Below are 3,870 nucleotides of genomic sequence, written 5' to 3'. Positions count from 1 at the left end.
ATTTATATTTTTAATCAAGTGTTATTTTTAATATTAATATTTATTTACAAATACATTTATTATATTTAACATATAAACTATGATAAATTATAATACATAGTTTATATGTTATAGTTACTATTTCAAATTATTTTTGAGTGCAAATAATTCACCGTTTTGTACTTCTATTCTTTTTCTTAATGCTTCATTTTCTCTTTTTAGTTCTTCTATTTTCATTTCTAGACCTTGATTTATTATCTCTAATTGATTAACAGTAACATTACTTCTTTTTTTAATTCTCTTTGTATGAATTCCGTCTCGAAATCCTTTAATCTTCTCAGCTAATTCATGATACTTATATACAGTAACAGTTGATACACCTGCTTTTTTAGCAACTGAATTTATGCTCATCTTCTTATTGCTACGCTTTATAGATTCAAATGCTTCTATAATCTTATTTTGAGTATCAATCTGTCGTTGTTTTCTATAGTCTATTAATCCATTTTGGGATGGAGTTTTATTAGCCATCTAATTCAACTCCTAACTCATTTAATATTTCTTTTACCCTATTAGCTACACGTCTATGTCTTACAACCTCTTTTTCCCAATTACGAGTTTCTGCATCTTCAATTAGTTTATTTTCAACTTCATATTTTTCTTTCAATATTGGTATATGCTCTTTAGTTGTAACATATTTCGAACAAAAGAAGCAAGCATCTGCAAAATCACACATTGGTTCTCTTGTATGATGAAAACAATGACCTGTTATTAAATATGTTTTATGAAAATTAGCTTTAATCCAATCAATTTCTTCTTTATTTAACTCATTATTTCTAAGTGATTTAGCATATAAACCACCAGATATTACGTCTTTATTATCTACTGTTTTTTGATATTCCTCTTTTACAGTTTCATCAAATATAGTTGAATAAACTATTGTCATATCTGGGGACTGGTGTCCTAACATCTTCATAATAGTTTGGACAGAAGCTCCCTTATTAGCCATTGTAGTACCAATAGTATGCCTAAACTGATGTGGGGTATATTTAGCTTTACCATTTTCATCAATTAATCCCGCATCTTCACAGGCATGCTGAAGTCCGTCTTGAAACAGATAACTTATAGAAATTCTTTGATTTCTTTTCATAAATAAGTAATCTGTAATTTTCTTAGTTTTTCTATCCATCAATCCTTTAATGTTTCCTGTATTTTTCCTAATCTCTAAAAGCTCTTTATAAGCATTTTCGGCTTCTTCATTTATTGGAACCCATCTTGATTCATTAGTCTTACCAATAGGTATTAATAACTTAGGAGTACCGTCTGAATAGTAATCTAAAGAATTTATGTCTAATCTTTGGATTTCCTCTCTTCTTGCACCTGTCCATCTTGCTAAAATTATAGCATTTCTTTGATAAGGACATTCAAGTTTCTTTACTGATGCCATAAGTTTATTCAAATCACTCTCTTTTATATATCTAGGCTTAGATTTGGGTCTTTTAGGTATATCATAATCAAACAATAACTTCCTTGTAGGAATATTATCATATCCCCAGGCTAATATTTCATCCAAGAACACTTTAATGGAGCATGTATAACTAACTAAGGCATTAGTTGTATATGGCTTTCCAAACTTAGATGAACCATTTTCTTTTAAATGTTTTAGATATTCTTCTAATACTTCTCTCGTTAACATTTCTAAATTAGTTATTTCTGAATGTGTATCCTGTAACCATAAAATAAATTTATTTATAGCTCTGAAACTATGCTCAATAGTTCCTTTCTCCTTTATCAATTTACATTGATTTAAATATCTTACAACCACATCAGAAATATCTTTATTAGATATATGGCTTAATTCTCTATCTATTCTTCTTTGTCTTGAATAAACTCTTTTAGGTTCTTCTTTAACAACTCCGAGGACATATAAAGTTAACTGTAATTGATATAAAGACCCAGTAAATCTATCTACAACATTTTGGGAAGCTTTTTCCCCTTTTTTCTTTTCTTTAAACCCAACCTTTTCATATATTAAAGCATAATCTCTAAACTCATTTATATCTTCAAGTGTAACCTCTGAGTAATGTAACTTACCAGTATGCATAAGAATTCTAACCAAAGCCCATTTAAGTGATGTTCCAGCAATAAATTCACTATAACCAAGTTCTATGCTCTTAGCTCTTAAATCTTCAAATCCAATGTCTATATTTAAATATGATAAAAGTCTTACATAACCATCTGTTCCACTAATAGAACATAGAAATCCATAATCTAATTTAAGTCCCATTATTGACATTAGAAATAAATATATTCTACTTCTATAATTTACATCTCTATCTTTAATATCACTAACCCTAATGAAAATATCTTCCTCAAACCAATCAGATAAGTTTACATATTTTTCTTTAAAATTTCTATATACATATATTTGATTTCCTATTGTTGATTGCGTATATCCACATTTTCTTAAAAGCTTTTCAAATTCTTTTTCTTTTAAATGTCCAGTATTTGCCCAAATATCATTACTTTTCTTTAGTATTGTCGATAACACGCTTATACTCCTCCTTGACTTTGGCATCAGCTATTTTTGTATATACTTGAGTTGATTGTGGTGAAGAGTGTCCTAAACGCTTTTGTAAACTTAATAAACTCATACCACCTTCATACATCCTTGTGGCATGTGTATGTCTAAGAGCGTGTAGAGTGAGCATTTTACCCATTCCATTCTCCTTTAATCCTAATTTTTTGCAATGATAATTAAATATGGTGTTTATACCCTGATAAGTTAGTGCTTCACCTTTTTTCTTACCTTTATTTGAAAGAAATATATATTCAGTTTCACTATCTGGTCTTTCGTATAAAATATAGTTATTCAATTCATTTAAAGCTTCTGGTTCATATAATTGAACAACTCTGTCTTTACTACCTTTAACTCTTGCTCCATTAGGATTATCTTCTCTAAAAGTTATACTTAATTCACGCTTTCTAAAATTTATATCTTCAAATGTTAGCCCTAAAATCTCACCTATTCTCAAACCTCCTTGTAAAGCCAATAATAATATTGCTCTATCTCTATAAGTCTTAAATGAGTTTATTATCAAGTTTATATTTGTATCACTTATTGGTCTTGGTAGTTTCTTAGGTACTTTTATTTTTAAGAATCTCGATTTCATCTGATTACCTTTTTTAGCAAACGACAACATACCTTTGTAAGAATCGCTAACTGGAACTGTTTTATAATTTACCACATTTATAATAGGATTATTTATACTACTGTCATTAAGTGTAACCCAATCATAAAAAGAAGATATACAGGCTAATATTCTATTTATTGTTGTTGCTGATAATCCTCCATATGATGTAAATTCACTTCGTACATCATAAATACTTACAACCTTATTAGTTTTATTTACAACTTTTATTCCTTTTAAATATTCAATAAAGTTTACTAACTCTTTCGGTTCAACGTTATTATATTCTTTATTTGAACTCTCTAAATACTCAAAATAATATTTCAAATCATATATATAATTTTTTATCGTGTTGGGAGAATAGTTTTTAACTTGCAAAAATCTAATGAAATTTCCAACAACATCAATTTCACTAAAATTAGACCCAACTAATATATAGCTTAATATATTTCCATCCTTCCCTATTACCTTTTCAACTTTCATCTTATGTTTCCTCCTAATCATAATTATCATTAACTATGATTATAAGTCTGTTATTAGCTATTTAATCTATAATTATTTATTAGATATATAATATTTAAAAACTATAAAAAAATAATCGTCTAAACTTAATATGTAAACTATGATTTAATAATTTATATATCTATACTATTTAGTTCTTATATTGTATAAATCTATATTACAAGTATAACAGCATTTTCTT

3 protein-coding genes are annotated in these 3,870 nt (G+C 27.4%); all 3 read right to left on the bottom strand.

Annotated features, from left to right (window positions below; all coding sequences use genetic code 11):
- Positions 1–117 precede the first annotated feature (117 nt).
- The 3 genes from ACJDU8_RS25180 to ACJDU8_RS25170 are packed head-to-tail and all read right to left on the bottom strand — an operon-like array spanning position 118 to position 3,650.
- Complete coding sequence (locus tag ACJDU8_RS25180) at positions 118–507, bottom strand: hypothetical protein (RefSeq protein ID WP_406794936.1); 390 nt, start codon at positions 505–507, stop codon at positions 118–120.
- Positions 500–2,527, bottom strand: a complete 2,028-nt coding sequence (locus ACJDU8_RS25175; RefSeq protein ID WP_406794935.1) for a tyrosine-type recombinase/integrase — start codon at positions 2,525–2,527, stop codon at positions 500–502. Before ACJDU8_RS25175 ends, ACJDU8_RS25180 begins: the two co-directional genes overlap by 8 nt.
- On the bottom strand, positions 2,499–3,650 hold the full coding sequence (locus tag ACJDU8_RS25170) for a tyrosine-type recombinase/integrase (RefSeq protein WP_406794934.1): 1,152 nt from the start codon (positions 3,648–3,650) through the stop codon (positions 2,499–2,501). The genes ACJDU8_RS25175 and ACJDU8_RS25170 overlap by 29 nt, the downstream gene beginning before the upstream one ends.
- Positions 3,651–3,870: the final 220 nt, after the last annotated feature.

The organism is Candidatus Clostridium eludens (genome assembly GCF_045310515.1).
Taxonomy (GTDB): Bacteria; Bacillota; Clostridia; order Clostridiales; family Clostridiaceae; genus Clostridium_B; species Clostridium_B eludens.
This window is presented reverse-complemented; position numbering and strand designations above follow the sequence as displayed.

What these genes read in the sequence shown, in the direction of transcription:
- ACJDU8_RS25170 (WP_406794934.1), bottom strand. Translation starts at nt 3,650, where the DNA reads ATGAAAGTTGAAAAGGTAATAGGGAAGGATGGAAATATATTAAGCTAT.
- ACJDU8_RS25180 (WP_406794936.1), bottom strand. Translation starts at nt 507, where the DNA reads ATGGCTAATAAAACTCCATCCCAAAATGGATTAATAGACTATAGAAAA.